Source organism: Labrenzia sp. THAF35 (genome assembly GCF_009363595.1).
Classification (GTDB): Bacteria; Pseudomonadota; Alphaproteobacteria; order Rhizobiales; family Stappiaceae; genus Roseibium; species Roseibium algicola.
The window spans coordinates 1593904-1620736 of sequence record NZ_CP045380.1 but is presented as its reverse complement, the minus strand read 5'-3'; the positions used below and the strand labels follow the sequence as shown (position 1 = coordinate 1620736).

The window sequence follows — 26833 nt, the reverse complement described above, 5'->3', positions numbered from 1 at the left end:
GAATTGACTGCAGCAAGTTTAGGAGAAGCCTTGCATTCAATAAAATTCATAATTTAGATTATGATATTCAATTGGATTGATATCTCATGCCTGTTCTGGAAATCGCCTTGCTGCGCAGTTTCATGGAAGTCGCCCGCAGCGGCTCGATCAGCACCGCAGCGCGGCAGGTCGGGCGGACACAATCCGCCGTCAGCATGCAGATGAACCGGCTGGAGGCGATTGTCGGTCAGCAGATCCTGCGCCGCACACGCGGGGGTGTGGAACTGACGGCAGCAGGTGACAGGTTTCTGGTCCAGGCGGAACGCATTCTTGCCGTCCACGACGAAGCACTTGCCACCCTGCCGGGGGCAGGCCTGCATGGTCTGATCAGTTTCGGCTGCCCGGAAGACTATCTGACCGCCTTCTTTCCCGATCTTCTGAAAGGGTTTGGCGCGCGTCATGGCGATGTCGAGATCGAGGTGGTCTGTGCCCCGACAACGGAATTGCACCTTCAGCTGCAGCGCAGACGGATCGATCTTGCCCTGATTTCCGTTCCCGGCGAAGACGCGTCCGCCCGCATCCTGAGGCCGGAAAGCTTTGTCTGGGTGGCCAATCGTCCCGATCCGGAGGTCCTGCGAAAGGATGTTGTTCCGCTTGCGCTTTCGGCGCCGGACACATTGGACCATCGCGCCGCCCGCACCGCCATGGACCAGGCAGGCAAGCCCTATCGCATCGCCTTTGCCAGCAATGGCCTCGCGGGCCTGCTGGCGATTGCCCGGTCCGGCCAGGCCATCAGTGTGGTGACCCGCTCCGCGGTGCCGCATGATCTCCACATCGTGGAGGCCGGCCTGCCGCCGCTTCCCGGCATCGGCGTCACGCTGGCTTATGCGTCGCCAAATCCCTCGGCCGCAACGCAGGCGTTCGGAGAATTCGTGGCGGACAAGCTGCGCAGCCCGGCGACGAGCTGACATCACAACACCGGGCCGGGCAATATCCCCGGCCCATTCGGCCGGATTCCAGGCCGGCAGGCTTCAAGTGCCGGGCATCCAGGCGTAGACGGTGTCCAGTGCGTCCTGCGAGACGGATCGGAACCCGCAGGCGAGGTAAAAATCATTGGCGGGACTGCCGTTGAGGGCCATCAGCCGGATCGGCAGTCCCGCCGCTTCTGCCTCAGCCTTCAGGCCCTCGACGATATCTCTGCCAAGACCAAGGCCCTGAAAGGCCGGGCTGACATAGAGATGGTCGAGATAGAAATGGTCGGCGCGCCTGCGCACGACAAAAAAGCCGGCAATGTCTTCTTCCACCTGGATGATCCTTGTGTCTGTGGCAACAAAGCTGCCCAGGAATCGGTCCCTGGCCCGGAGAGGGTCAAACCGCCCGACGGCTTCGAGACTCGGCCGCATTGCCTCGACGCGAATGTCGGCAAGCCTTTCCGCATCGGCCTCAACTGCCGCTTCAATCCGGTAGATTTTTCGAGACATTCATTTCCTCGCCAGCGGGAGACAGACGCAACCTGCCGCATCTGATCACCTTCACGGCGCGGGCAATCTTGCAGACAGGCGCTCGACCAGTGCTTCTCCGGCAGCCTCGACATGTCGCCTCAGGATGTCGCAGGCTTCCGCGCCGTCCCGGCGGCGGCAGGCTTCAAGCAGGGCCCGGTGTTCCTGATGAGAGCGCCGGGTGTAGTCGAGCTGCGCCGCCGCAAGCCTCAAGTACCGGTCGCCGGCCTCATTGAGCGCGGCAATCTGTGCCAGCAGTCGCGGCCTTGCGCAGGGCTCATACAGCGCGAAATGAAACGCCTTGTTCAAGGCTCCGAAGTTTTCCAGGTCCGACGCTTCGGCCTTGTCCTGAATGGCTGCGGCCCGGTCGATCTGGCTGTTGGTCAGCTCCGGAATGGCAAGGCGCAAGGCCAGTGTCTCCAGCGCCGCCCGCATTTCGTAAACTTCCCTGAATTCCTCCGGATCAAGCGGAGCAACGATGGCGCCCTTGTTCGGCGGCATCTGCACCAGTCCTTCGGCCTCCAGCAGGCGCAGCGCATCGCGAACAGGCATCCGGCTGGTCTCGAACAACACCGCCAGCCGTTCCTGGCGCAGCGCCTCGCCCGGTTTCAGCTCGCCCGAGACGATCTTTTCCCGCAGGGCATCGGCCACCCGAATGGCCTGATCTCCGGTTCTTTTTGCGCTTGTCCGCTCTGTCATCTGTCCGTCCGGCTGGGTCCTTCCGCCTTCGTAGACAATCAGCGACTTGACTGCAATCCGGCAAATATGTATCCAGTTTCTAAATTTGGATACAAAAAGGATATTGCAGATGACCGTCTCGCGATTGAAGGACATTCCGGGAATTGGCGTGGACAAGATGGGACAGGCCGCCGATGACGTCGGAAATTCCGACATGCTTCGGTTGGAGAATCTGGATACGGACCTTCGCCCGCCGGAGGAGGCGCTGGAAGCAACGCTGGCTGCCATCGGCCGGGATGACGCCAACAGCTATCTGCCGTTCCTGGGGACGAATGACGTCCGCAGGGCCGCAACCAGCCGCATATCGGCCACCACCGGCCAGCCCTACGACTGGAATACCCAATGCGTCATTTCGGCGGGCGGCCTGTCCGGCATCCTCAATGCCCTGCTGGCAATTCTGGAGCCGGGCGACGAGGTCATCATCACCGATCCCGCCTATGCGGGCCTGCTCAACCGCATCCGCCTGGCCGGCGGCGTTCCGAAGCTGGTTCCGCTGAGGGTGGTCGACGGCGGCTGGCGTCTTGATCTGGAAGAACTGCGCCGCGCAGCCAGCGCCAGAACCCGGGCCGTTTTGACCATGAGCCCGTCCATGCCGACTGGCATCGTCCACACGGCGGAAGAATGGAACGCCATTGCAGAAGTCGTGATGCACACCGGCGCGTTCCTGCTGCACGACGCCGCCATGGAGCGGATTCTCTACGCCGGCAAGCCGGTGATCCACCCGGCCAGCCTGGATGGCATGGCGGAGCGCACGATAACGGTGGGCTGCGTTTCCAAGGAATACCGGATGATCGGCTGGCGGGTCGGCTGGACGGTCGGCCCCGCCCCGATCATGGCGGACATCGGCCTTGTCAGCCTTACCAACGTCGTCTGCCAGGTCGGCATCGCAATGCCGGGTGCCGCGGCCGCCATCACCGCGAAAGACGACGGCATCGCCACTGCAACGGCAACCTGGAAAGCCCGCCGGGACATCATCCTGCAGGCACTGTCGGACCTGCCCGTCGTGCGCCCGGATGGCGGCTGGTCGCTGCTGATCGACACCGCCGGGCTCGGCTACTCCCCGGTGGAAGCCTCCCGGTTGCTGTTCGAAAAGGGGCGGATCGCGGCAACACCGATGACCGGCTGGGGCAGCGCGGACATCGCCGGACGCTACCTGCGTTTCGTCTTCGCCAACGAGCCGGTAGAAAGGCTCGGCGATATCCGCGAGCGGTTGCGCCTCGCCTGGCAGGTCTGACGGCACCGCGCCAGCCTCGACACCTCAGGAAAGCCCTGCCCGGGCTTTCTTCCACCCTCACGTTCTACCCCCGGTCCGCACCGGTTTCATCACCCCGCTTGTGCCCAAAGGCGCAACCTTCCTAGAAAGGACGAAAGACTTGACTACCCGCATCCCAACCCTGGCCGCCTGGCTGTTCCGGCTTGCTGCTCTCTGGATGCTGATCGGACTGGTGCTCGGCATCGTCATGGCGGCAAGCCATGACCACGCGCTCTCGCCGGTTCATGTGCACGCCAACCTTCTCGGCTGGGCAACCCTGGCCCTGACCGGGCTCCTCTACACGGTAATCCCGGCCATGGCGGACAACAGGTTTGCCCGCCTGCACTTCTGGCTTCATGCGCTTGGACTGCCGGTGATGATGGCGGCGCTGGCCGCCTATGCGCTTGGCCATACGGCGATGGAACCCGTCATCGCGGTTGGTGCGATCGCGGTCACCGCCGGGCTTGCCTTTTTCACGGTCAACCTGTTCCGGACGCTTTGACCGGACGGGTTTCACCCAACTCGCCCAAGTTCCGTGTCCGGGGCCCGCAGTGGCAACATTGCGGGCCATTTCCGTTTGCCGACGAACCGGCACACAATCGCCGGCCTGTCTTGACAGCGTCACACCTGGCCGCCCCTATATCACCAGTTGTGCCGGGGACGACTCGGCACCCCATCGGCAAACCGCAAGGAGACGGCGCATGAAGATCGGCAAGACCACGGTAACGGCAGCCTGCGCATTGGCCATCGCCTCGTCTGGCCTGCTGGCGCCACGCCTTGCGGATGCCTGCACCCGGGTGGTCTATCTCGGTGCCAGCGAGCAGGTGATCACCGCCCGCTCGATGGACTGGAAAACCGATGTCGGCACGAACCTCTGGCTGTTCCCGCGCGGCATGAAGCGCAACGGCGAGGCCGGTGAAAACTCCCTGGAATGGACCTCGAAATACGGCAGTGTCATTGCCTCCGGCTACGACATTTCAACGACCGACGGCATGAACGAAGCCGGGCTTGTCGCCAATGTGCTGTGGCTGGTGGAATCCGAGTATCCAGAATACGACAGCTCCAAACCCGGCCTGACGATCGCCGCCTGGGCGCAATATGTGCTCGACAATTTCGCGACCGTTGAAGAGGCCGTCCGCGCGCTGGAGGCCGAACCCTTCACCCTCTTCAGCGACAATGTTCCAGGCGAAGAACGCCTCGCCACCCTGCACCTGTCCCTGTCGGATGCAAGCGGCGACAGCGCCATCGTGGAATATATCGACGGCAAGCAGGTGATCCACCACAGCCGCGCCTACCAGGTGATGACCAACTCGCCGACCTTCGAAGAGCAGTTGGCCCTGAACCAGTACTGGAAGGAAATCGGCGGCACCGTCATGCTGCCGGGCACCAACCGTGCGGCGGACCGCTTTGCCCGCGCATCGTTCTATGTCGACGCCATCCCGAGAACCGAAAGCCCGGTCGAGACGATTGCCAGCGTCTTCGGCGTCATCCGCAATGTCTCCGTGCCGCTCGGCATCACCACGCCCGACCAGCCAAACATCTCCTCCACCCGCTGGCGCACCGTCGCCGACCAGAAGCGCAATCTCTACTTCTTCGAATCCGTGGTGACCCCGAACATCTTCTGGATCGATTTCAGCCAGGCCGACTTCTCGCCGGAAAGCGGCAAGGTCATGAAACTCGACCTTGGCCCCAACCAGACCAACATCTACTCCGGCATGGCCAACGCGCACTTCCAGGAAGCAGAACCGTTCCGGTTTCTGGGGCGGTAGGGCGCGGGAAGGGCGGCTTTGCGTCGCCAAGGCGGACTATCACTGGTTTTCGGTCCGATCTGCAAAGCCGCCGATCGTTACGCTACACACGAAGGTTCATAGAGGGCGGGAAGTGGACTTTTGCTGCGGACGGAACGAATGACCGGATTGGGCCGGATGCGGAATGGCAGCTTTCGTCGAGAGTGATCAAATTGCCGGCAACTGTTCGCGGTGTTATTCCGGTCGCCGATATAGCAAGGGTCTATTTTCTGTTTTTCGGTCTGCCATGATTTGCCGGTTTTTTCGGAACTTCTCGCAGGCCCGCTTCAGTCGCCGCTTCTGCTCAGTCCTCTGATCTGACTGAATGTTTGGGAAAAACTTTCGATAGGGACCTTTGTCGACTTCAGGTGCAAGCTTGTCCTCGTTAATCGCAAAGTACCAGACTTGCAAGACTTGCGCCTCAATCGGAAGCATACCGGCCAACGCCTGATAGTCATGCCACCCTTGCCAGATGACTGTGTCGTTCTGCACATCACTAAAGTGAGCTAGGAGCTCTGCATCTTCGCGAACAGTCTTTTTGTCCTGCGCGTAAAAGTGCTTAATTGCGTTCCAGTATTGATTACGCAAGCGAACGATTTTCCCGGGTTGCATATCTGGATTAAGTTTCAATACCAGCGCTGAGAGCACTTCAACATTCTCAACTTGGCCGACACCTTCCAGGAGTTCACAGGCACCGCATGCTAGAGCGTGAACTGATATTGGATCTCTGTCCCGGAGAAACAGATCGGTCGCCGCCCCGAGCTGCGCCCTAGCAATGTCAATCTTTAACTGATGAGCATCCATTTGCTGCCCCTTGTGATTGGCATCGTACGTTAGCTCCCAAGAGACACCAACAGGATACGCAAAATCCATCCCGATTCGATCACGGCATCTACGCAGACTTCACAAACTCGGTTGGTGATCGGCCGCTTTTAGGAAAACTCTGCGGTAAATCAAACGACCAAAATGGGGGCGCAAATCCGCCATTGAATTTATAGCTGTTGAATGACCACTCAGGGGCCGATTTGCATAAGGCGTGGCTTGTAGAATTATAGTTTCCAAATTCTGATATGAGCGCACCCGTTGCCTGCTAAGCGTCCAAACTAGAGAACGGCGGTATTTTCTGCGTATTAGGGATGCTGACGAAGCCCGGTACAGGTTAAAACCTTTGATGGTCCATCTTCCTGGCACCTACGAGCACCCATGTCTGATAGCCTTCGGGGAAGACAAGGCTTCTCCAGTCGTCGCATCCAGGTTGTTCGACTTCCTGTCCGGTACGGGCAATGTCGGTCGTCAGATCGCCGACAGGACTTGACGATGCTTTGGCGAATGCCAGGCCTCCCAAAGCGAACGTTTTGCCTAAAATCTGGCCGTTCATGGTTGGTTGTTTTCAGGGTTGGTTTCGGCTTCGAAGGCGACGAAGCCAACTTTCACGCAGAGCCACGCCGTAGGCCCCGAAATCAACGCCACCAAGACCAGCAGGAGCGGGCCTGACAGCATCAGGTACCCACCTATTGCCCACACCATCAGGAAGGCGAATACGAGGATCAGAGTGTCAATGAGTATGGTGGCGCACGCCACGCTGAAAAGACTGCTCGCGGTGATTACCCGGTGGCGGTCGACGAAATCTTCATCTTCGAATTTCAGGGACATGATCTTCAATCCAGATCCGGCCGCGCGCCTCGGCTGGCCGGAAAGACACCGTGGCGATCGCCTGGAGCGAGCTGAAGCACCAGAGCGGACGCTGTTCGGATCGCTGCTGATCGTATGCGTTCCACAACCGCTGGCAACTAGACTAAAAATATTTATTCGGCGACCGCCTTCGCCTCAAAAGCGCCGCGTTTGCTTCTCTGACCATCAGAAAATGGAGGAAATGTTCTTAAATTATCTTATGTATCGGAGCGATCTTGATAAGAAGACAAGCAATTCGCACCCACATATTAGAAAAAGTATGATTTTCGGATAAAAAAAATTAGGCCGTGCTTGAGGTCTACTTGTAATGTCAAAATTCGCGCCTTATCTGCGCTTCCGCGCGATCCAGGCGCACGCTGCACGGCAAACCAGCCTTGTTCCGTGCTCGGTGTCAGACATTGGCGCTGGCGGAACACAAATCATGAACCTGTTGCTGAGCGAGGTGATGGGTGAAGCGGTATGGATGTGGGGAGTCTTCCTCACGCTCGTGCTCGCTTTGCTGGCCTTCGACTTGGGCGTGCTCCATCGCCGCCCCCACGAGATAGGCACACGGGAAAGCCTCCTCCTTTCAGCGTTCTACATAAGCCTCGGATTGCTCTTCAGCCTATGGATCTGGCTGATGCTCGGTGCGCGTGAAGCCGCCATGTATCTAACGGGTTTCGTCGTCGAAAAGAGCCTTTCTCTCGACAACGTCTTCGTCATCGCCGTCATCTTTTCCTTCTTCGCGATCCCGAAGCAGTACCAGCACAGGGTCCTCATTTACGGGATCCTGGGTGTCATCGTGCTGCGAGGGCTGATGATTGGCGCAGGCACGGCAATCGTTTCCAGGTTCGAATGGGTCCTCTACCTGTTTGCGGCATTCCTCGTCTTTACCGGCGTGAAAATGCTGTTCAATTGCGAGCGCGAATATGACGTGGCCGCAAACCCGGTCCAGCGAATGCTGCGCAAATGGCTTCCTCTGACCGCAAGCCTTCATGGAGACCGGTTCTTTGTGCGGTCCGGTTCTCGGTTCCTGGCGACACCTCTGCTCCTGGCTCTGGTGACCGTTGAATTCACCGATCTGATTTTCGCGGTCGACTCAATCCCCGCCATCTTCTCGATCACCACGGACCCCTATATCGTCTACACATCCAACATCTTCGCGATCCTTGGTCTTCGGGCTCTCTATTTCGTTCTGGCCGTCATGATGGACCGGTTTACCTATCTGAAATACGCGCTGTCCCTGGTGTTGGTCTTTATCGGCAGCAAGATTTTTGTTGCCGATCTCTTCGACTGGGAGAAATTCCCGCCGTCTCTGTCACTTGCAATCACACTCCTCCTCATCTGCGGGGGCATGTTGATATCCCTGTTTGTACCGCGAGCGAGCACGCCGCAGCCGACTGTGATCGACCTGCCACCTCATCCCACAACCGGCATCTCAATTTGCCGGACTGTTCCGAAGGTGCCGCGGCGTTCGTGATCGGCGATAAAGAGGTCAATTCCCGAGATGTCAGACTTTCTTCTCTTCGTGGCCGTTGGTTTCGCCGCGCAGCTCATCGATGGCGCCATCGGCATGGCCTACGGCCTGGCGAGCACGGCCGTGCTCCTCGGACTCGGATTTCCACCGGTGACGGCCAGTGCTAGCGTGCACGCGGCAGAAGTGTTCACGACCGGGGCTTCAGCGCTTTCGCATTGGCGGTTTGGAAACGTGCGATGGAACATGGTCGCCCGGCTCGCCATCCCTGGTGCGATTGGCGGCTTTTGCGGCGCCATGGTCCTTTCCTTCACTGACGGCGACAAGGTGAGACCGGTCATCGCCATTTACCTCGCGATCATGGGTTTATGGATCGTGGCCAAAGCCGCGTTCCGCAAACAACGGCCACCCGCTGAGCCACGTATGCTGCCGGCGCTCGGTCTTGCCGGCGGATTCCTTGACTCGATCGGTGGAGGAGGGTGGGGACCCATCGTAACCTCGAGCCTGATCGGTCAGGGCGGCGCCGCGCGCACGGCGATCGGCTCGACGAACGCGAGCGAGTTTCTGGTTACGCTCGCAATCTCCGGCACCTTTGTGCTGACGGTCGGGCTGGAGCTTTGGCCGATCATCCTGGGTCTGATCGTCGGCGGTGTGCTCGCCGCGCCCCTGGCGGCGCTTGTCATCAAGCACATGCCCGATCGCCCGATGATGCTGATGGTCGGTGCTTTGATCCTGCTCCTGTCGGTGCGCGAGCTCGCGCAAATGATTGGGCTTTGAGGGGGGCAAGTAAGCGGTAGATGGCGTGTGCTGATTCTAAGCCGGATTCGCAGAATCTGGCAGACAATAGTCTTTGCAGAGGCACCGAATGGCGGCTTCAACGGGTTGCGTCGCAGCATTCTACAAGCGGGTGAATGACGGCAAAGGGCCGAAATTGCCAACGCATGCCGGACCAACGAATGTCAGCTAAACCCGTTCGAGGCACGTAAGCCGACCGTCCGCTCCTACCCCCAAATCTGCCAGTCGGCAATGCGTCCGTCGGTTTACCCTTTTACTGGAACCGCCTAATAAAATTTCCCCATCTTCCCTTACGTTAATTCTTGCATTGCCGCACACATGGGCTCACTATCCAGAGCAGTTACTTGTCATACAAAGCCCTGTGACGCGCCATTTCTTGTGCGTTTCAAAGCAAAAGAAAGATGTGCCTGCGGAAGGCATTCAAGGCGCGACAGTCGATCTGGAACCTGACGTATGCCAATTACCTTCGCACCTCGTATCGCCATGTTCGGCTTTGACGCCACGGCCTCGCCCAAATGGCAAATGGTGCCCAGGGGGTGGGAGCGCACGATTGTGGTGCGGGGGGCAGGTGCCCTTATTCCCGAATTGACCCCCAACGACATTGCCAGGGTCACCTATCGCCGTGTCGGCGCCGAACACCATCTGACGCTCAAGGGCCTCAAGGCCGGCAAGGGGTTTGTCCGCTTTGTGCCGAATGCCGGGTTTGCGGGGCCTGTTCCCAACAGCGACATTCTGGAAATCTCGGTCAAGACCGAGGTCAAGATCAACACGGCGTTTCACTATGTGAAGGACAACGCAGGCCACAAGACCAACCGCAACATGGGTGACCTCAACGCCCTGATACGGGGCGTCAACCGGTTGCTGGACACCCAGGCCAACGTGCGGATGTACAGAAAGAGCGCACGCACGATAACGGTTCCACAGAACCTGGGCGCCACGGTACGATTTTCCAGCCACCTGGCAGGCGTTGCGGCCGCCGAACATGAATGGGATGATGTCACGGCCTTTGCCGATGCTGCCGCGGATTTCAATGTCTTCTTCGTGTGGCAGTATGAGCAGGATGCGACGCCTGCGGTCAACAACACCCGGGCCGGAACTCTGGCCGCCGAGAAGAACTGCCTGATGCAAGATACGATCACCGGCTCGACCCATGCCGAAACCCTGGCACACGAGACCATACACCTGCGTGGCATCGGCCCGCACAGCGGAACCGCAACGCACCTGATCGCCAGTGGCGCGGTGCGGACGGGGCAGCTGATTTCGCGCGCCCAGGCCAACATCATCAATCCGTCGGGCACATGATGGTTCGACACCGCAACCTGGCCGGATGCATCGCAGGGGCGTTTCTGGTCACCTGGCTTGCAGGAAGCACTATGGCAGACGACATGAACCTTGAGGCAGAGATCGACACCGCGCTGGCCGGAGGCTCGCCGGAGGCTGTGGTGGAGGCAGGCCCGGCCGCCGTCGCCCCCCTGGCCGCGCGCCTCGCCGCGGCGAAGACCACCGGGGAAAAATCGGCCCTGGTGGATCTGCTGTCAGCCGTCGGTGGTGCAGACGCCCTGGCGCCCGTCTTGCCCTACATCGGTGATGCCGACCCGGACCTGCGCGCACGCGCCAGCGCCGCAGCGCTGAAAGTCGTGCTGGCCAATGGCCCACCGTCAGGCCCCGTCGCCGAGCAGCTTCAGACCGAAGTAACAGCCGCGCTGGAAGCGCCGGACGCGGAAGGCGGCGTGTTGCTGCTGGGGGCACTGGCACCCGGAGCGGAAGACGCGCTTGAAACTCACCTCTCCGGCACACGCCTGGTCAAGGCACAACCACAGGAGCCCACGGCCCCCGCAGCCCTGGCAGCCCGGCTGGCGCTTTCGGCCTTGGGGGACGATGAAGCGCGAACCAGCCTCCTGAGGCAAATCCCCGAGGCCGAGCCGGACAGTCTCGTCTTCATGCTGAAGGCCTTGCCCCTGATTGATGCGCCCGAAGTTCTGCATGCCCTGGCCGCAACCACCCTTTCCTCAGACGCCCCCGTCGCAGACGGTCTGCCAAGCGGAGCGGAACCCGCCCGGGAGGTGGCCGACGTCGCGGTCGAGGCGTTTGTCGCGCGCCTGAACCTCAGCCCTGGCTTCAAGGTGACGCCGGGTGCCATCTACACTGCAGACCAACGGGCCGAAGTTGAAAGGCTCATCACGGGCTCCATCCCGAACTAGACAAACCGGTCTTCCAACTTTCTTTTTTGCCCCTGATACTTCAGCCCAGGACAAATGACCGGATTTTACATTAACGAAAGGTCCCATCGGTAAACTGGAGAAAACCTTCCAGAGACGAGAAAGTGATGCCGTCTTCCAGTAACGCCGCTCTCGAAATTCTCAATCTTCACAAGCGTTTCAGCGAACCTGCGGTCAACGATCTCTCGTTGAAGGTGCGGGAAGGCGAATTCTACGCCTTGCTGGGCCCCAATGGTGCGGGCAAAACCACCACGCTGCGCATGGTCGCCGGCCTGCTTCAGGCCGATGCGGGGGCGGTCAGGGTCTGCGGCATCGATGCGTTTGCGGATCCGATTGCCGCCAAGCAGGTTCTGGCCTGGATTCCGGACGAACCCATGGTCTACGACAAGCTGACGCCGCTTGAATATCTCGAGTTCGTGGCAGGCCTCTGGAGCATGCAGCCGGACCTTGCAAGGTTCAAGGCCGACAGCCTTCTGGACGCCTTCGGGCTTGCCCCCCATGCCAATGAGCGCTGCGGCGGGTTCTCGAAAGGCATGCGCCAGAAGGTGGCGCTTGCCGGTGCCCTGATCCATGAACCGCGCCTGATCATCCTCGACGAACCGCTCACCGGCCTTGATGCAGGCTCTGCCCGCCAGGTGAAGAAGGTGCTGACCGGGCTTGTCGCGCAGGGCGTGTCGATCATCATGACGACCCATATCCTGGAGGTGGCGGAGCGCATGGCCGACCGGATCGGCATTATCGCCCGCGGACAGCTTGTTGCCGAAGGAACGCTGGAAGAGCTGCGCCAACGGGCAAGCGCCGGCGGCCATTCCCTGGAGGATATTTTCCTGGAAATCGTGGGCGGCGATGCCGGCGCACATGCGAACACGGCCGAACTCCTTGATGAGAAGGTGGCATGAGAGCGTTGGCGGCCCCTTCCGCCCTGTTGCGCTTCTCCCGCCATGAACTGCGGCTGGCATGGCGCGACTGGGCCTGGATGTTTTCAGGCTGGCGCAGCACGAGCCTGCGGCGCGCCCTGATCGGCATGAGCCTCTTCTACGCGGTCATGCACCTGATCGCCTATGCGGTGCTTTCTCCCCGCTTTGCCACCGGGTTTGTTCTCGACCAGACAGCACAGGCAGCGCTTTCGGTCACGGTGCTGCTCAGCTTCACCATGATGCTGTCACAGGCGATGGAGTCGGTAACACGTGCGTTCTACGCAAGGGATGACCTGGACCTGATCCTGTCTTCCCCCGCCCCCTCGCGTGACCTGTTTCTCGTGCGCATCGTCATGATGGCCTTGACGAGCTGGGCCATGTCGGCGCTGGTCATCTCACCGTTCCTCAACGTTGCGGTGGTGCTTGGTGGGAAGCACTGGCTGGCGGGATATGTGGTTCTTCTGGCGGTATCGCTGAACGCGACCGGGGCAGGCGTTTTGATCACGCTCGCGCTGTTCCGAACGGTGGGCGCGCAGCGCACGCGCTTCTACGCACAAATTCTGGCAGCGGTCGTTGGCGCGGCCTTCCTCATCGGGATGCAGGTGGTGGCGATCCTGTCCTTCGGGTCGATGTCGCGGTTTACGCTGTTCGACCCTGCCTTTCTGGCAAGCCATGCGCCGGGTGAGGGCTCGCCGTGGTGGTTCCTCGCCCACACGGTGGCCGGACAGACCAATGCCGTGTTCCTGTTCCTGGCGCTTTCCGTCGCGTTTTTTTCGGTCGGAGCCTGGCGCGGCGCGGTCCAGTTTCGCAGCATTGTCGTGCTCGCACTTGGCGTCACGGAAAAGACCCCGCGCGGCCGCGTTTCCGAGCGGACCTTTCGCAGTTATTCGCCGCTCGGCGCGCTCGTCCTGAAGGAACTCAAGCTCATCGCACGCGATCCCTGGCTGATTTCCCAGACGCTGATGCAGGTTCTCTATCTCATCCCGCCGGCGGTCATGCTCTGGGTCAGCTTTGGCGAGAAAACCGAGATTTCCGTGATCGTCGCGCCGGTTGTCGTCATGGCAGTTGGGCAGCTTGCCGGCGGCCTCGCCTGGCTGACCATCTCCGGTGAGGACGCGCCCGACCTGATTGCGACAGCCCCCATCTCTGCGTTCACACGCCTGTGGGCGAAAGTGCTGTCGGTGCTGACGATTATCGCAGCAATCGTGCTGCCGATCTCCCTGGGTCTGGCGCTCATATCGCTCTGGGGCGCTGCCATCACCGCCGCCGGCGCCATGACCGCGGCAGCAAGCGCAGTGCTTGTTCAACTCTGGTTCCGGGCGCAGGTAAAGCGCACAACCTTCCGGCGCCGTCAGGTCGCTTCCAAGGCCTCCACGCTTGCGGAGGCCGCCGCATCCATTGCCTGCGCGGCCGGCACGGCCCTCGTCGCGGCGGCAAGCCCGCTGGCGATCCTCCCGGTCTTCCTGCTCCTGAGTGTGCTTGGGATCTCCTGGAGCATCCGCCCGAAACACAGTGCAAGCGCCTGAGGGGCACCACACTTCAGGCAAGTGGCTGTTGACTGAAGCATCGCCAGCCAACCCGCCTATGGGGCGGTGCGAAGGGGCAAATCGACCGCCGGAACGACGCCCAAGCAAGTTCGCTCAAGGATCCTGCAAAGCTCTGCGGGTGCCGCATTCGGCAAGATATCGATGATAGAAATCCGTGTTCAGGTCGCTCGCCTGGCGTTGCAGTGAAGTCGTTTCGATAGCCTGGCCGGGCATGCCCATCCAGTCCAGCAGGAGCTGTGTTGCCGCACGGGGATCCCGGGCGAAGCGCTCATAGGCGGCATGGAACGGCACGATGCCGTTCTGTCTGAAATAGGCCAGCCAGCTTTCGCAGTCCTGCGAAATCCAGTTCACAAGCCTGTCGATGCTTTCAAAATCGTAGCTGGGCTCGGCGATACGCTCCTGCGCGGAAACCCATTGCTGGGTCTGGATGGCAATGTGAAGCGATACGGCCTGATAGTAGATGTCGCCCCGGAGATTGTAGACGTAGAGGCAGTCGCCGAAGAGCTCCTCCAGCCTCCTCACGCCGAGCTCCCGCAACAGGTCGAACTGATAATTGTGCAGCATCAGCGAGACCGGCAGACCGGAACCGGCGTCAAAATCCCGGATCGCCCGCACATAGCGCTTCAGCTCTTCTGCCGTTGCGGGCAGATCGTGAAACTCCGGCAGGAAGTGCCGGATCTTCTTGTCGAAATGCCCCTGCCCGAACCACTCGTAGCTTTGCCGGGTCACCTTCGACGCACTCAGCGTCGTTGCCAGCGCCGTGCTGCCCGTTCTCTGGGTGGACGCAAATACGATCGTGTCGCACGCAAGGCGGTGTGGGGCTGTCACAAAGGTACCTCGCCCGGGAGAAATGTTTGCAACCGCAAGCTTGGGCCGCCTGGATTTGCGGGTCAACAGGCGTTCCGACACATCGTCTTGATACGGCAGGCAGGCAAAACCGGAGGAGCCTTTTCCTCCTGCCTGCAAGAGACAGCGAGCCGATCACTGCCTCCCGCGTGCTCAGAAGCCGGACATGCAGTTTACTGAACCTGTCCTTAAGCAAATTCGCGTCTAGTCGGCAATGTGCATGCGCCGCGTTGCCGGAAACGGCAAAGGTTCGAGCGTGCGCAGAGCTTACCGCCGCGCGAGGGGCCGGTGTCCGCATATCAATATGCATTTGAGGTATTTTGAAATGAATTTCAGAGCTTTTGTCTCGGTGCTGGCCTTGCTGCCGGCAACAGGTGCGGCTGCCGCGCCGTTCAGCAACGGCGATTGGGAAGCCGCCAGGATCGGCAGCACCTGCCTTGTCTATAACAACGCCCCGGCGCGCGACACCTCCGGCTCATTGCAGTTCAGCTTCGACGTCAAAGGCTACAACGCGGATTTCACATACGAATATGCGCCCTACACCGAAAACGAAGAGGACCCCTGGGCCGAGACCGACCTGGTTGAAATCACCATCGACGGAGAAGATTCCTGGCTGGGAGGTGAGATGTTTCCCGTCGGATTGCAGGACCCTTACCAGATCTCGATGACGTCCGGCTTCGTGAAGGACATGGCCGCCGCGGTGGCAGATGCGCAGACAACGATCGACATTTCCGTCGAGCGCGAAAGCCTAGGCGAAACATGGCTCTACGGCCGCTTCTCGCCGGCCGGCTTCAGCGAGAGCCTCGCCAAGGCTGCCGAGATGTGCGACTTCGACCCGGCCAATTTGCCGGAATCCTGATCAAGCGTCGGCCACGCACCCGTCACGGGCGCTTGTTTCCTCAAGTGCCCGGACCATGCTCGAACCCGCCCAACAGAACGCCGTCACACCGGGCTGCGGCAATCCTGTCTTTCTTAAGCGGGGCATAAAGATCGGACTCATACCAGGCTCGGGCAGTCTGGCTGTCGGGAAACTCGATCAGCACCGGGATATTTGGCGTCCAGTCACCTTCCAGAACGCTATCCATGTCGCCGAGAACACGGTAGCGCCCGCCAAAGTGTTCCACGGTTTCAAAGACCTTGGCGCGATAGGCACCCAGGCGTTCCGGATCGTGGATTTCCCTTACGTCGAAAAACACGAATGCTGTCATGGCGAAGTGTCCTTCCGTTGATTTCTTACCTGCGGCTGGAAATGCTAAACTCGGACATGTCCCGGCTCCATGCTCCACCGTCCGCAAGTTCTGCCCCCGCATCCGCGCGGGAAACGGCAACCCCTGCCGGGTCTGGACCGGCACAGGATCCACTCGCCGACGTTCTGAACCTCGTGCGCCTGACCGGTGCGCTGATGTTCCTGGTGGATGCCAGCGACCCCTGGTGCGTCGATATTCCCCACACGAATGCCTACCGCGCGATCCTTGCAGATCCCGGGCAGCACGTGCTGTCCTATCATGTCGTCCTGGAAGGCTCAGGCCTGGCCTCCATACCGGGCGAGGCGCCCATCCGGTTCAACCGGGGTGACGTTCTCGTCTTCCCGCAGGGCGATGGGTACCGGATGGAAAGCGCAGCTGGAACGCCTCCCGAGTTCAGTGCGGACGAGGTTGTCGACTTTTTCGAAAACCTTGCCGCCGGACGCTTGCCGAGCATCGTTCCGGAAGGCGGTGGCGGAGACCCGCGGGCCTTGTTCCTGTGCGGGTTCCTCTCCTGCGACGCAAGACCCTTCAACCCGCTGCTTGCAAGGCTCGAACGCCGACTTCTTGTCTCGCCATCCGAAAGGACTGATGACAGTCTGCAAAGGCTGATCGACATAGCCCGGACAGAAATACAGTCAGACCAGCCTGGCAGCCGCAGTGTACGCCTGCATCTGTGCGAACTGATCTTCATCGAAACGCTTCGCCGCCATGTGCTGTCGCAGGCCCCGGCGAGCGAAGGCTGGCTCGGCGCCCTCACCGACCCGGTCGCCGGTGCCGCGATTACCGCCATACACGCCGACCCGGCATCGGACTGGACGCTGGAACGCCTTGCCCGGCAGATCAACACCTCCCGTACGGTGCTGACCGAACGGTTTGCCGGAAAAATGGGCCAGGGACCGATGCAATATGTGACGTCGTGGCGCCTGCAGCTCGCGGCGCGCCAATTGCGGGACAGCAGGTCTACAATTGCGGAAATCGCCTGGAGCGTGGGCTACCGGTCGGAAGCGGCGTTTTCCCGTGCGTTCAAGAAGATGGCGGGCATGTCACCCGGAGCCTGGCGGCGGATTGGCTGATCCTGCGGACATGGCTCACCGGGCGAATAAGGCGAACCAACCTCGCATCAAAGCGAGCGTCTAAACCTCGCCGCTGACCACCAGCTGCATGCGGTCGGCCGCCACGCGGGCGCGGGTGTATTGCAGGGGCTTGCCGGTCATGTCCAGGTTGACGCTTTCCATCACCATCACCGGCTGGCCCAGCGCCAGACCAAGCTGCTGGGCATCGCGGTTTTCCACCAGCTCGGCCGTGATGCGCGTTTCCTTGCGACGGTAGTCGGAAATGCCGGCGCGTTGCAAAGCCGCGGTGATTGATCCGGTGTCGGCATAATCAGCGACGAAATTGGGCACGCGGGACTGTTCGAACCAGCTTGTGGCCGCGATCATCGGCACACCGTCGGCAACGCGCAGGGTTTCCACGCGAATGAGCAGCGTTCCGAGCGGCACGCCAAGCTGATGCGCCAGAAGGGCGTCGGCTTCCTCGACAGCCGAGCCGATCAACCGGCCGGACGGTGCCCGAAGTTGGCCGGAAACGATTTCCGAAAAGCGCGTGCGTGGCCCGATGGGATAGCTGAGCGGGGCTGAGGCAACAAAGGTGCCACGGCCCTGGTCGGCCCGCAGAATACCATCCGACGTCAGCGCGGCGATTGCCCGGCGCACCGTGTGGCGGTTGACGCCGAACCGGCTTGCAAGCTCGGATTCCGGAGGCAGGCGGCTGCCTTTTTCAAAGGCCCCGCTCACGATTTCCGCCTTCAGCGTTTCCATGATCTGGCGCCACACCGCAATTCCGGCGCTGCGGTCGAGAGTGCTGTTCGTCGTCATGAGCCCGTCATCAAATTTCGGTACCAAAGAGTCAACCGGATTATTTGTCTAGACAAATAGACAAATCAAGTCTAGGACAAGGGCGTTTTCGAACGCCTTCCGAAGAACCGCCCAACCCAAAAGGCGCGCTTCATGACAGACATTACCTCTTCCGCCTCCCCAGACACCCAACCCGGCGCAGCCGTGAGCGCCCGCCAGAAGGTGATCGCGACACTGGCCGCAGCCTCCGCCGAGGCCGTCGCGGAAAAATTCAGCGCACTCCCGCCGCAAAGCTACGAGCTGGTGCGCCAGCCCGAAACCGGCCTTGTGATGGTGCGCGGCCGCATGGGCGGCACCGGCAGTCCGTTCAACCTGGGTGAGGTCACCGTCACCCGCTGCGTGGTTCGCCTGGAAACCGGTGAAACCGGCAATGCCTACAGCCTTGGCCGCAATAAGCAGAAAGCGCTGCAGTCCGCCGTGATCGACGCCCTGTGGCAACGCCCTGCAATGCAGGAGCGCATCGAGACGGACATCATCGCGCCGCTGGCCGAAGCCCAGGCAGGAACGCAGGAAACCGTTCGCGAGGAAACCGAGGCCACCAAGGTCAACTTCTTCACCATGGTGCGGGGAGACAACTGATGACCGCAGCACAACAGACCGCCGCCGCCCCGCTGGCCGCAGGATTTCAGGACCCGGTTCACGATGCGCAGGGCTGCTTTCGCGCGATCATGAATGCCATGGCCCGGCCGGGTACGCGGCAGGCGATTTCCGCCGGCAATCTGAAGCCGCCCGCACCGCTGACGCAGGTGGCCGCCGCCATTGCCCTGACCCTGTTCGACTACGACACGCCGATCTGGCTCGACAAGCCTCTGATGACGTCGGACGCCGTGAAGACCTTTCTGCGCTTCCACACCGGCTGCCCGATCGTCACCGAACCGGTGGAAGCGGCCTTTGCGCTGGTCAGTGCACCGGTGAGCATGATCCCGCTGGCAAGTTTCAACCAGGGATCCGCCGAATATCCGGACCGATCGACAACGGTGATCCTGACCGGTCAGGACTTCGGGTCCCATCCGGCCGTCTCCTTTAGCGGCCCGGGCATCAAGGACACCGTTTCCTTTGGCACCGGTCCGGTTCCGCCAGTGTTCTGGGACCAGGTGGTTGCCAACAACCGCCAGTTTCCACGGGGTATCGATCTGGTTTTTGCCGGACAGGAAGCGCTGTCTGCCCTGCCCCGTTCCACCCGCATCCTCAAAGCGGAGGTCTGATCCATGTATGTAGCCGTAAAGGGTGGTGAAAAGGCCATCCGCAACGCCCACAAGCTCATGGCCAAGCGCCGCCGGGGCGACACCTCCGTTCCCTCGCTGACGCTGGAGCAGATCGCCCAGCAGCTGTCCCATGCTGTCGCCCGTGTCATGGGCGAAGGCTCGCTCTATGACGAGATGCTGGCCGCACTTGCCATCAAGCAGGCGCGCGGAGACCTGATCGAAGCCGCGTTTCTGATGCGTGCCTACCGCACGACCCTGCCACGGTTCGGCTACAGCCAGCCGATTGACACCGCGAAGATGCTGGTGGAACGGCGCGTTTCAGCCACTTACAAGGACCTGCCGGGCGGCCAGGTGCTGGGCCCGACCTTCGACTACAGCCACCGCCTTCTGGATTTCGCGTTGGCCGCCGAAGAGGACGGTCTCGAAAAGCCTGTCGAAACAGCTGCCGCTGAAGAAGGCAGCATGCCGCGCGTCACCGACCTGCTTGGCGACGAAGGCCTGATGGAGCCGGACCCGGTAACCGACGAGGACGCGCCCGTCGGCGACCTGACCCGCGAGCCCCTGTCCTTCCCGGCCGACCGGGACTTGCGCCTGCAGAACCTTGCCCGTGGCGACGAAGGCTTCCTGCTGGCATTGGCCTATTCCACCCAGCGCGGCTATGGCCGCACACACCCTTTCGCCGGCGAAATCCGCTACGGCGAGGTCGAGGTGGAATTCTTCGCTGAGGAACTCGGCTTTGCCGTGACGCTCGGCGCCATCAAGGTAACCGAGTGCCAGATGGTCAACCAGTTCAAGGGTTCGGCAAAGACCGCCCCGACCTTCACCCGGGGGTACGGCCTCGTGTTCGGGCAAGTGGAGAGAAAGGCCATGTCCATGGCCATGGTCGACCGTTCCATGCGGTGGCAGGAACTGGGCGAGGAACAGTCCGCCCCGGCTCAGGATGTCGAATTCGTCCTGTCCCATTCAGACAACATCCAGGCGACCGGTTTCGTCGAACACCTGAAGCTGCCGCATTACGTCGATTTCCAGGCCGAACTCGATCTGGTGCGCCGGATGCGCGGCGAATGGTTCGAGAAACGACGCCAGGAAGAAGAAGAGGGCAACACCGCCCAGGAGGCGGCGGAATGAGCAGCGGACTCAGTCATATGACGTTCATCGTCAGTGATCTCGACAGGATGACGAACCTGCTGACGACGGTGCTCGAAGCTCGGGAAGTCTACTCCAGTGAAGAGGCTACCTTTTCCCTCTCCCAGGAAAAGTTCTTTCTGGTCGGCGACGTCTGGATCGCGATCATGCAGGGCGATGCCCTGAACGAACGCACCTACAATCACGTGGCTTTCAAGATCGAAGAGGAAGACTTCGACACGAAGCTGGCAGCCGTCGAGCGCCTTGGCCTGGAAGTCAAACCACCGCGCGCCCGCGTCGAAGGTGAAGGCAGGTCCATCTACTTCTACGACAACGACAATCACCTGTTCGAGCTGCACACCGGAACGCTGGACATGCGCCTCGACCACTATCGCCGGATACTCAGGGAACGGAGTGCTGCGCAATGAACGACACGGCTCAGATTTTCGAACAGGGCGAATACAACTTCGCCTATCTGGACGAGCAGACCAAGCGCATGATCCGCCGGGCAATCCTGAAGGGCATCGCGATACCGGGTTACCAGGTGCCTTTCGCCTCGCGCGAAATGCCGATGCCCTATGGCTGGGGCACCGGCGGGGTGCAGGTCACAGCGGCAATTCTGGGCAAGGACGATTGCCTGAAGATGATCGACCAGGGCTCCGACGACACCACCAATGCGGTTTCCCTGCGCGGTTTCTTTGAAAAGACCGCCGGCGTGCGCACGACCTACGAGACGTCGGAGGCAAGCGTCATCCAGACCCGCCACCGGATTCCGGAAAAGGCCCTGCGCGAAGACCAGATCATCGTCTTCCAGGTCCCGATTCCCGAGCCCCTGCGTTTCCTGGAGCCACGCGAAACCGAGACCCGGAAGATGCATGCGCTCGAGGATTACGGCCTCATGCATGTGAAGCTTTACGAGGACATCGCCAAGAACGGCCATATCGCCACTACCTACGCCTATCCGGTGAAGGTCAACGACCGCTACGTGATGGATCCGTCGCCGACGCCGAAGTTCGACAACCCGAAGATCGACCAGATGGCAGCGCTTCAGCTTTACGGTGCCGGACGTGAGAAACGCATCTACGCCATTCCGCCCTACACCAAGGTGAAGAGCCTCGACTTCGAGGACTATCCTTTCGAGGTGCAGAAGTTCGACAAGCCCTGCGGCCTGTGCGGTGCGGAGAATGTCTATCTCGACGAGGTGATCCTGGATGACAAGGGCGGGCGCATGTTCGTCTGCTCCGACAGCGACTATTGCGAGGAACGGCGCGCGGACGGCCATCTCGGTCCGATGGCGGCCGATCCGGCGGCACACCAGTTCGGCGCCACCCAGGCAGAGGAGACCGCCCGATGAACGCCTTTCCCTCCGCCGACCCGCTGCTGCAGGTTCATAACGTCACCCGCTATTATGGCGACCGCATCGGCTGCGCCGATGTCTCCTTCGATCTCTGGCCCGGTGAGGTGCTTGCCATCGTCGGCGAAAGCGGATCCGGCAAGACCACGTTGCTCAACTGCCTGTCGACACGTCTCGCGCCGACGGCGGGAGCCATCGAATACCGCATGCGCGACGGCACCATGCGCAACCTCTATCAGCTGACCGAGGCCGAGCGCCGCCTGCTGATGCGCACCGACTGGGGGTTCGTGCACCAGAATGCTGCGGACGGGCTGCGCATGAACGTTTCCGCAGGCGCCAACGTCGGCGAAAGGCTGATGGCGGTTGGCGAGCGCCACTACGGCAACATCCGCTCCACCGCCGACGACTGGCTGGGACGGGTGGAAATCGACAGCGACCGGATCGATGACGATCCGCGCTCCTTCTCCGGCGGCATGCGCCAGCGCCTGCAGATCGCTCGCAACCTCGTCACGAGACCACGGCTGGTCTTCATGGACGAGCCGACCGGCGGTCTGGACGTCTCCGTGCAGGCACGTCTTCTCGACCTCTTGCGCCGTCTTGTGGCCGATCTCGGACTTTCCGTGGTCATCGTCACCCACGACCTTGCGGTCGCCCGGCTGCTGTCGCACCGGATCATGGTGATGCGCCACGGCAACGTCATCGAAAGCGGCTTGACGGACCAGGTTCTCGACGATCCGCGCGAGCCCTATACCCAGCTGCTTGTTTCTTCCATTCTCCAGGTATGAGGACCGAAATGCCCGTACGCCTCTATCTCAACAACGTCGGCAAGTCCTTCACCATGCACCTGCAGGGCGGAACCGTCATTCCCGTGGTCGAGAAGGTCGAATTCTCGGTAAATTCCGGCGAATGTGTCGTCCTTGGCGGCCCCTCCGGTGCTGGCAAGAGCTCGATCCTCAAGATGATCTACGGCAACTACCGCTGTGACGAGGGTCAGATCCTGGTGACGGTTGGCGATGAAATCGTCAACATTGCCGGGGCCGAGCCGCGCAAGGTCCTGCGCCTGCGTGAAGACACGATCGGCTATGTCAGCCAGTTCCTGCGCACCATCCCGCGTGTTTCGGCCGAAGACGTCGTCGCCGAGCCGCTTATCGCCCAGGGCACCAGCGAGGCAGAGGGCGTCGACAAGGCCCGCTCCCTGCTGTCGCGGCTGAATGTGCCCGAGCGCCTCTGGACCCTGCCACCCGCCACGTTCTCCGGCGGCGAGCAGCAGCGCGTGAACATCGCGAGGGGATTCATTGCCCATTATCCGATCCTGCTGCTGGATGAGCCTACCGCCTCTCTCGACGCTGCCAACCGGGCCGTGGTCGTGCGTCTGGTGGAAGAAAAGAAAACCCAGGGCGTTGCAATGGTGGGCATTCTTCACGACCAGGACGTCCGGGAACAGATCGCCGACCGTATCATCGACGTGACCGGTTTCAGCGCGGAGGCAGCCGCCTGAGCCACGAGATGAGGAAAGGCTTGCAGACGGGCGGAAACTGTCACAGAAAAGTCACCGCCCGCCTTTAGGTCACTCCCTCAGAAAGTTGAAGGATGTGGCCCTGCCACATCCCGGCCAAACCACATTTCAAAATCGCGATTTTCTTCATGCGCTACGCCCTCTATTTCGCCGCCGATGCCGACGACCGCCTGATGCAGCTCGGAAATTCCTGGCTCGGGCGCGATCCCTTTTCCGGCACGGCCCTTCCGCAACCGGAGCTGCCCGGCATGACATCGGCACGTTTCCAGGAGTTGACGACCGACCCCCGGCGCTATGGATTTCACGGGACTTTGAAAGCCCCGTTTTCCCTTGCAGCCGATCAGACCGAGGCAGACCTGCTGGACGCCTGCGCAGCATTTGCTGCAGAAATCGCCCCTTATGAGATAGAAGCGCTCGGCGTGAACAGGCTTGGCCGTTTTCTGGCACTGACCCCTGAGGCAGAAGAGCCGGCCCTGCGCGCCTTCGCCGGCCTGTGCGTGCGTCGCTTCGAGCCGTTCCGCGCACCACTGTCCGAGGCGGATCTTGAGCGCCGCCGCAAGAGCGGACTGTCGGAAAGGCATGACACCTATCTCGTCAGGTGGGGCTATCCCTATATCTTCGATGAATTCCGCTTCCACCTGACCCTTTCCAACAAACTGGAAGACGACACCGATATGGAGCGGATGGCAAATGCCGCCCAGGACCACTTTGCGGATGTCATCGGCAAGAAGCGGCTGTGCCGCCACGTTGCGCTCTACACCGAAGCCGAACGCGGCGCGCCTTTCCAGGTCCATACCGTCTTTCAGCTGACCGGCAGCGTCGCTCCCGCCGACGCGCTCAGCCAGGCCGAGCGTCTTTCCCAAGAGGAATCTGCATGAGCAAGCATCCCAAAGTCTTCAAGAATGCCAGTCTGGTTCTCGCAGGCGAAGTGTTCGACGGTTCCCTGACGGTCGATGATGCTGGTCTGATTTCCGGCATCGGGTCACCGACCGAGGTCGACGGGCATGATTGCGAAGGCGACTACCTGCTGCCAGGCCTGGTCGAACTGCATACCGACCACCTCGAAACCCACTATGCGCCGCGTCCCAAGGTGCGCTGGAGCCCGGTTTCCGCCGTGCAGGCCCACGACGCCCAGATCGCATGTTCCGGCATCACCACCGTGTTCGATGCGCTGCGCGTCGGCATGGATGAAGACGCGGACCTTGGCTATTCGGATATGCGCGCGCTTGCGGATGCCATTGAAACCGGTCAGCGGGAAAACCGCCTGCGCGCCGACCATTTCATCCACCTGCGCTGCGAAGTGTCTGCACCCGACGTGCTCAGCGCCTTCAAGGTGTTCGAGGACGACGACAGCATCCGCCTGATCTCGCTGATGGACCACACACCCGGCCAGCGCCAGTTCGTGTCGATGGATGCCTACAAGATCTACTATCAGGGCAAGAAGGGCTTCACCGACGCCCAGATGGACGACTTCATCCGCAAGCGCCAGGCGCGCGCCAGCAGTCTTGCCCCTGAAAACCGCAAGCATCTCTCGGCCATCGCCCAATCGCGCGGCATCGCCATCGCCAGCCACGACGACGCCACCACTGCCCATGTGGACGAGGCGATTTCACTGCAGACGAAAATCGCCGAGTTTCCAACCACGCTGGAAGCCGCCAAGGCTTCGCACGAAGCCGGTATGGCTGTTCTGATGGGGGCGCCGAACGTCGTGCGCGGCGGATCCCATTCCGGTAATATCTCGGCGAAGGCGCTTGCCGAAGCGGGCGTTCTGGATGTGCTCTCCTCGGACTATGTGCCGATTTCGCTGCTGCAGGCTGCGTTCCAGCTGGCTGCGGAGGTCGAGGCGATTGCCCTGCCACAGGCAGTCGCCATGGTCACGGCGACGCCCGCGAAGGCCATTGGCCTGCAAGACCGCGGCACCCTGGAACCCGGCCTCAGGGCCGATCTCATCCAGGTGAAAATGGTTGGTGACATCCCGATCGTGCGCGGTGTCTGGCGCGAGGGCAAACGGGTTGCCTGAGGCTGCGTCAGACATGACAGAAAAACTCGGCCCCGGCCGCATGGTGCTCGTGGTTGGGCCGAGCGGAGCCGGCAAGGACACATTGATGGCCGCACTCAAGGCCCGTCTGGCGGGCCGGACGGACGTCAGCTTCGCCCGGAGAGCGATCACCCGACAGGCCGATGTCGAGGCCGAGGATCACGACACGCTTTCGCGCGCCGAATTCGATCAGCTGAAAGCTGCCGGAAAGATTGCCCTGTGCTGGGAGGCCCACGGGCTCGGCTACGTCATCCCGCAAAGCTACGACCGGGCAATCGAAGCGGGCGCAACCGTGATTGCCAATGGCTCGCGCAAGGTGTTGAAGCACGCAGAGGACAAGTACCGAAACGCCAGCGTTCTGCTGATCACCGCGCCAGTCGAAGTCCTTGCCGAACGCCTCGCCGCACGTGGCCGCGAAAGCAGACAGGAAATAGAGGAACGGCTGCGCCGTGCCGACCTTGAACCGGAAAACGTCGCCAATCTGATCCGCATTGAAAACACCGGCACGGTGGAGGATGCGGTCGACAGGATGGTCGCCGCACTCGGCCTTTGACCTCAACCGTACCCGTCTCTAATCCGCAAACGCGCTCTGAACGGCCTGACTGAAAATCAGGGCCCTGGCATCCAGTGCGTCCTGATGATCACCGTCGAACGCGTGAACCATGGTGCGGAACTGTTTTGCTTCTTCGCCCAGTTCGGGCTCCCCGACCGCCCGGCGGAGATGGATCAGGGCGTGTTCGTGCCTGACCACAAGGTCTGCCAGATGGAGGGCGGAACCGATCATGTAGGCCCGATACTGCAGGCGTTTGACATGATCGAGCCTGTGAACATCCGGTTCCTGCAAAAGCTGCCAGAATCCGATGACATTCCTGCAAGCGGTGCGCATCAGGCGACCGCATTTCTCTTCGTCTGACCGGGACATGCTTGCCTCGCAAGATTCGCCTCGACCACTCAAGCGTAGCGCTACACCCGGAAACTGCAATGAACCAGAAGAGTCATGATGCGTCATTACACGCCCAGATTCATTGATTTCGAAATTATTGTTCTTGGACAAAGACTTGTGCGGTGGACTGCGGCCGGAAAAACTTCATTTCGAGGCCAGAAAATACAACCATAGGGTAGAACTTTGGTTCACATCCGGGTCAACGGGCATCCGCAGCGATCGCCTGGTTGATTTTCAAACCCGCATTAACGGCGTGATAGATCGGGAAAGGTGTGCGCTGTGACAGGTCAATGTCCCGCCTCAGCCACGCCTGCTCTTCCAGAACACCAAGGGACTTCGACAGGGCCCGGTCCGTCACCGGACCGAGGTCTGACTTGATCGCCGAAAACCGGCTTGGCGCCCCGGTTACTGCCAGGATAGGCACCGTCCAGCTGCGTCGCAGTACCGAAAAGGCATCCTCGTTCGGAACGATCTCCTCGATCCGGCTCGCCATGGCAGCAACAACCTTGCTTTTGTCCGTCAGCCGAAACTCGGGCCGCAGGGGATGGCCGTGGCCGGGGTTCCGCTCCAGCAGTCCAAGCTGGAACAGATGTTCAAGGCTTGCTGCAAAAGAACTGCGACTCGCCCCTGTCGCCGCGATCAACGGGGCTTGCCGACCGGAAACACCTGCATGCAACTGAGCCAGAATTTTCAGCGACCAGGCTTTGGATGTGAGGTTGACAAGAAGCTGCATATTCATATTTTATAGCTACTATACTTTTGATACAT

The 26833-nt window shown here is 61.1% G+C and carries 32 protein-coding genes; 23 read left to right on the top strand and 9 right to left on the bottom strand.

Annotation, left to right across the window (positions count from 1 at the left end):
- The first annotated feature begins 86 nt into the window (after positions 1-86).
- On the top strand, positions 87-947 hold the full coding sequence (locus FIU93_RS07430) for a LysR family transcriptional regulator (RefSeq protein ID WP_152505248.1): 861 nt from the start codon (positions 87-89) through the stop codon (positions 945-947).
- A 63-nt stretch (positions 948-1010) separates the two neighbouring features.
- On the opposite strand, the gene FIU93_RS07425 is transcribed toward FIU93_RS07430, so the two are convergent.
- Both FIU93_RS07425 and FIU93_RS07420 read right to left on the bottom strand, forming a co-directional pair.
- The gene (locus FIU93_RS07425) at positions 1011-1460 is read right to left on the bottom strand and encodes a GNAT family N-acetyltransferase (protein ID WP_152505247.1); all 450 of its coding nucleotides are present in this window, start codon (positions 1458-1460) and stop codon (positions 1011-1013) included.
- 51 nt (positions 1461-1511) lie between these two features.
- Positions 1512-2177, bottom strand: a complete 666-nt coding sequence (locus FIU93_RS07420) for a GntR family transcriptional regulator (RefSeq protein ID WP_152505246.1) — start codon at positions 2175-2177, stop codon at positions 1512-1514.
- 109 nt (positions 2178-2286) lie between these two features.
- Between FIU93_RS07420 and FIU93_RS07415 the strand changes: the two genes are divergently transcribed.
- The 3 genes from FIU93_RS07415 (at position 2287) to FIU93_RS07405 (ending at position 5237) form a co-directional block, all read left to right on the top strand.
- Entirely contained in the window at positions 2287-3450 is a 1164-nt protein-coding gene (locus FIU93_RS07415; RefSeq protein WP_152505245.1) for a pyridoxal phosphate-dependent aminotransferase, read from the top strand.
- A 139-nt stretch (positions 3451-3589) separates the two neighbouring features.
- On the top strand, positions 3590-3970 hold the full coding sequence (locus tag FIU93_RS07410) for a hypothetical protein (protein ID WP_209010301.1): 381 nt from the start codon (positions 3590-3592) through the stop codon (positions 3968-3970).
- Between the two features lie 199 nt (positions 3971-4169).
- Complete coding sequence (locus FIU93_RS07405) at positions 4170-5237, top strand: linear amide C-N hydrolase (RefSeq protein WP_152505244.1); 1068 nt, start codon at positions 4170-4172, stop codon at positions 5235-5237.
- 213 nt (positions 5238-5450) lie between these two features.
- Here the strand turns inward: FIU93_RS07405 and FIU93_RS07400 are convergent, their stop codons facing one another.
- Positions 5451-6059 (bottom strand): hypothetical protein, encoded by a 609-nt coding sequence (locus FIU93_RS07400; RefSeq protein WP_152505243.1) that lies wholly within the window; start codon positions 6057-6059, stop codon positions 5451-5453.
- 367 nt (positions 6060-6426) lie between these two features.
- On the opposite strand from FIU93_RS07400, the gene FIU93_RS31340 reads away from it, so the two are divergent.
- Positions 6427-6570 carry a hypothetical protein gene (locus tag FIU93_RS31340; RefSeq protein ID WP_173017288.1) on the top strand — a complete coding sequence of 48 codons (144 nt, stop codon included), beginning with the start codon at positions 6427-6429 and terminating at the stop codon, positions 6568-6570.
- A 59-nt stretch (positions 6571-6629) separates the two neighbouring features.
- Here the strand turns inward: FIU93_RS31340 and FIU93_RS07395 are convergent, their stop codons facing one another.
- Entirely contained in the window at positions 6630-6908 is a 279-nt protein-coding gene (locus FIU93_RS07395; RefSeq protein WP_152505242.1) for a hypothetical protein, read from the bottom strand.
- Between the two features lie 460 nt (positions 6909-7368).
- Between FIU93_RS07395 and FIU93_RS07390 the strand changes: the two genes are divergently transcribed.
- The 6 genes from FIU93_RS07390 to FIU93_RS07365 all read left to right on the top strand — a co-directional run bounded on the left by FIU93_RS07390 (position 7369) and on the right by FIU93_RS07365 (position 13857).
- On the top strand, positions 7369-8406 hold the full coding sequence (locus tag FIU93_RS07390) for a TerC family protein (protein ID WP_152505241.1): 1038 nt from the start codon (positions 7369-7371) through the stop codon (positions 8404-8406).
- Between the two features lie 27 nt (positions 8407-8433).
- Positions 8434-9177, top strand: a complete 744-nt coding sequence (locus tag FIU93_RS07385; protein ID WP_152505240.1) for a sulfite exporter TauE/SafE family protein — start codon at positions 8434-8436, stop codon at positions 9175-9177.
- A gap of 471 nt (positions 9178-9648) precedes the next feature.
- Positions 9649-10497 (top strand): hypothetical protein, encoded by an 849-nt coding sequence (locus tag FIU93_RS07380; RefSeq protein WP_139314088.1) that lies wholly within the window; start codon positions 9649-9651, stop codon positions 10495-10497.
- Between the two features lie 71 nt (positions 10498-10568).
- Positions 10569-11396, top strand: a complete 828-nt coding sequence (locus FIU93_RS07375; protein ID WP_152505239.1) for a hypothetical protein — start codon at positions 10569-10571, stop codon at positions 11394-11396.
- A gap of 125 nt (positions 11397-11521) precedes the next feature.
- A complete protein-coding gene (locus FIU93_RS07370; RefSeq protein WP_152505238.1) occupies positions 11522-12313 on the top strand; it encodes an ABC transporter ATP-binding protein in 792 nt (263 codons plus the stop codon).
- Positions 12310-13857, top strand: coding sequence for a permease (locus FIU93_RS07365; RefSeq protein ID WP_152505237.1), 1548 nt, complete (start codon positions 12310-12312; stop codon positions 13855-13857). The genes FIU93_RS07370 and FIU93_RS07365 overlap by 4 nt, the downstream gene beginning before the upstream one ends.
- A 114-nt stretch (positions 13858-13971) precedes the next feature.
- Here the strand turns inward: FIU93_RS07365 and FIU93_RS07360 are convergent, their stop codons facing one another.
- Positions 13972-14706, bottom strand: a complete 735-nt coding sequence (locus FIU93_RS07360) for a Stf0 family sulfotransferase (protein ID WP_173017287.1) — start codon at positions 14704-14706, stop codon at positions 13972-13974.
- 343 nt (positions 14707-15049) lie between these two features.
- Here FIU93_RS07360 and FIU93_RS07355 point away from each other — a divergent pair, with 343 nt between their 5' ends.
- Positions 15050-15583, top strand: coding sequence for a hypothetical protein (locus tag FIU93_RS07355; RefSeq protein ID WP_152505235.1), 534 nt, complete (start codon positions 15050-15052; stop codon positions 15581-15583).
- Between the two features lie 40 nt (positions 15584-15623).
- Here the strand turns inward: FIU93_RS07355 and FIU93_RS07350 are convergent, their stop codons facing one another.
- A complete protein-coding gene (locus tag FIU93_RS07350; RefSeq protein WP_173017286.1) occupies positions 15624-15932 on the bottom strand; it encodes a DUF1330 domain-containing protein in 309 nt (102 codons plus the stop codon).
- A gap of 56 nt (positions 15933-15988) precedes the next feature.
- Between FIU93_RS07350 and FIU93_RS07345 the strand changes: the two genes are divergently transcribed.
- Complete coding sequence (locus FIU93_RS07345; RefSeq protein ID WP_173017285.1) at positions 15989-17044, top strand: AraC family transcriptional regulator; 1056 nt, start codon at positions 15989-15991, stop codon at positions 17042-17044.
- A 60-nt stretch (positions 17045-17104) separates the two neighbouring features.
- On the opposite strand, the gene phnF is transcribed toward FIU93_RS07345, so the two are convergent.
- On the bottom strand, positions 17105-17845 hold the full coding sequence (gene phnF, locus FIU93_RS07340; RefSeq protein WP_023002654.1) for a phosphonate metabolism transcriptional regulator PhnF: 741 nt from the start codon (positions 17843-17845) through the stop codon (positions 17105-17107).
- Positions 17846-17977: 132 nt separating this feature from the next.
- Between phnF and phnG the strand changes: the two genes are divergently transcribed.
- The 10 genes from phnG (at position 17978) to phnN (ending at position 25675) form a co-directional block, all read left to right on the top strand.
- Positions 17978-18463: a phosphonate C-P lyase system protein PhnG gene (gene phnG / locus FIU93_RS07335; protein ID WP_055660035.1), complete on the top strand. Its 486-nt coding sequence runs from the start codon at positions 17978-17980 to the stop codon at positions 18461-18463.
- Positions 18463-19089 (top strand): phosphonate C-P lyase system protein PhnH, encoded by a 627-nt coding sequence (gene phnH / locus FIU93_RS07330; RefSeq protein ID WP_152505232.1) that lies wholly within the window; start codon positions 18463-18465, stop codon positions 19087-19089. Before phnG ends, phnH begins: the two co-directional genes overlap by 1 nt.
- A gap of 3 nt (positions 19090-19092) precedes the next feature.
- Positions 19093-20217 carry a carbon-phosphorus lyase complex subunit PhnI gene (locus FIU93_RS07325; RefSeq protein ID WP_152505231.1) on the top strand — a complete coding sequence of 375 codons (1125 nt, stop codon included), beginning with the start codon at positions 19093-19095 and terminating at the stop codon, positions 20215-20217.
- Positions 20214-20642 (top strand): FosX/FosE/FosI family fosfomycin resistance hydrolase, encoded by a 429-nt coding sequence (gene fosX, locus FIU93_RS07320; protein ID WP_031270086.1) that lies wholly within the window; start codon positions 20214-20216, stop codon positions 20640-20642. Before FIU93_RS07325 ends, fosX begins: the two co-directional genes overlap by 4 nt.
- Positions 20639-21568, top strand: a complete 930-nt coding sequence (locus FIU93_RS07315; RefSeq protein ID WP_055660043.1) for an alpha-D-ribose 1-methylphosphonate 5-phosphate C-P-lyase PhnJ — start codon at positions 20639-20641, stop codon at positions 21566-21568. The genes fosX and FIU93_RS07315 overlap by 4 nt, the downstream gene beginning before the upstream one ends.
- Positions 21565-22353, top strand: coding sequence for a phosphonate C-P lyase system protein PhnK (phnK, locus tag FIU93_RS07310; RefSeq protein WP_055660045.1), 789 nt, complete (start codon positions 21565-21567; stop codon positions 22351-22353). The genes FIU93_RS07315 and phnK overlap by 4 nt, the downstream gene beginning before the upstream one ends.
- Before the next feature lie 8 nt (positions 22354-22361).
- Entirely contained in the window at positions 22362-23066 is a 705-nt protein-coding gene (gene phnL / locus FIU93_RS07305; RefSeq protein WP_035907933.1) for a phosphonate C-P lyase system protein PhnL, read from the top strand.
- 146 nt (positions 23067-23212) lie between these two features.
- Positions 23213-23962, top strand: coding sequence for a DUF1045 domain-containing protein (locus FIU93_RS07300; protein ID WP_031270085.1), 750 nt, complete (start codon positions 23213-23215; stop codon positions 23960-23962).
- Positions 23959-25104 (top strand): alpha-D-ribose 1-methylphosphonate 5-triphosphate diphosphatase, encoded by a 1146-nt coding sequence (locus FIU93_RS07295; RefSeq protein ID WP_077291444.1) that lies wholly within the window; start codon positions 23959-23961, stop codon positions 25102-25104. The genes FIU93_RS07300 and FIU93_RS07295 overlap by 4 nt, the downstream gene beginning before the upstream one ends.
- A gap of 13 nt (positions 25105-25117) precedes the next feature.
- Positions 25118-25675 (top strand): phosphonate metabolism protein/1,5-bisphosphokinase (PRPP-forming) PhnN, encoded by a 558-nt coding sequence (phnN, locus tag FIU93_RS07290; protein WP_077291443.1) that lies wholly within the window; start codon positions 25118-25120, stop codon positions 25673-25675.
- A gap of 18 nt (positions 25676-25693) precedes the next feature.
- On the opposite strand, the gene FIU93_RS07285 is transcribed toward phnN, so the two are convergent.
- Both FIU93_RS07285 and FIU93_RS07280 read right to left on the bottom strand, forming a co-directional pair.
- On the bottom strand, positions 25694-26044 hold the full coding sequence (locus tag FIU93_RS07285; RefSeq protein WP_023002643.1) for a hypothetical protein: 351 nt from the start codon (positions 26042-26044) through the stop codon (positions 25694-25696).
- Positions 26045-26264: 220 nt separating this feature from the next.
- Positions 26265-26798 (bottom strand): winged helix-turn-helix transcriptional regulator, encoded by a 534-nt coding sequence (locus FIU93_RS07280; RefSeq protein WP_209010300.1) that lies wholly within the window; start codon positions 26796-26798, stop codon positions 26265-26267.
- Positions 26799-26833: the final 35 nt, after the last annotated feature.